The sequence below is a fragment of the Thermostichus sp. MS-CIW-37 genome (assembly GCF_054060065.1).
This window is the reverse complement of sequence record NZ_JBSSCV010000068.1, coordinates 1-1,004: the sequence shown is the minus strand read 5'-3', so window position 1 is coordinate 1,004 and position 1,004 is coordinate 1. Positions and strand designations below refer to the sequence as shown.

Genomic DNA, 1,004 nt, shown 5'->3' with positions numbered 1-1,004 from the left:
GGCTGGTCCTGCGGCGCCATCCAGGCCCGAATCCCCTCGTTCAGCAAAATGTTCTTCGTGTAAAACGTCTCAAACTCAGGGTCTTCTGCCGCCCGCACCTCCTGACTGATAAAGTCATACGCCCGCAGGTTCAGCGCCAACCCCACTACCCCAATGCTCGACATCCACAAACCCGTCACCGGCACAAACAACATGAAAAAGTGCAGCCACCGCTTGTTGGAAAACGCTATCCCAAAAATCTGGCTCCAGTACCGGTTGGCCGTCACCATCGAGTAGGTCTCCTCCGACTGCGTCGGCTCAAACGCCCGAAAGGTGCTGGCCGCCTCCCCATCCTGAAACAGGGTGTTCTCCACCGTCGCCCCATGGATGGCACACAGCAGCGCTCCACCCAAAACGCCAGCCACCCCCATCATGTGGAACGGGTTCAGCGTCCAGTTGTGGAACCCCTGGAAAAACAGCAAAAAGCGGAAAATCCCCGCCACCCCAAAGCTGGGCGCAAAAAACCAGCTGCTCTGCCCCAGCGGGTAAATCAAAAACACGCTCACAAACACCGCTATCGGCGCGCTAAACGCAATGGCGTTGTAGGGCCGCACCCCCACCAGCCGGGCAATCTCAAATTGCCGCAGCATAAAGCCAATCAGTCCCAGCGCCCCGTGCAGGGCCACAAAGGTCCACAGCCCCCCAATCTGGCACCAGCGGGTGAAGTCCCCCTGGGCTTCGGGGCCCCACAGCAGCAGCAGGCTGTGGCCCATGCTGTCGGCGGGGGTGGAGACGGCTACGGTCAAAAAGTTGCACCCTTCCAGGTAGGAGCTGGCTAACCCGTGGGTGTACCAGGAAGTTACAAAGGTGGTGCCGGTGAGCCAGCCGCCCAGGGCTAGGTAAGCGCAGGGGAACAGCAGCAGCCCGGACCAGCCGATGAACACGAATCTGTCGCGCTTGAGCCAGTCATCGACGATGTCGAACCATCCTCGCTCCTGACGCACGCGCCCTACCGCTATGGTCAT

General features: G+C 60.3%; 1 protein-coding gene. It reads right to left on the bottom strand.

Features of this window, described 5'->3' with window-relative positions; all coding sequences use genetic code 11:
* Positions 1-1,004: photosystem II D2 protein (photosystem q(a) protein) (gene psbD / locus ACVWYZ_RS14300; RefSeq protein ID WP_457467430.1), on the bottom strand; the 1,004-nt coding region annotated here is incomplete at both ends.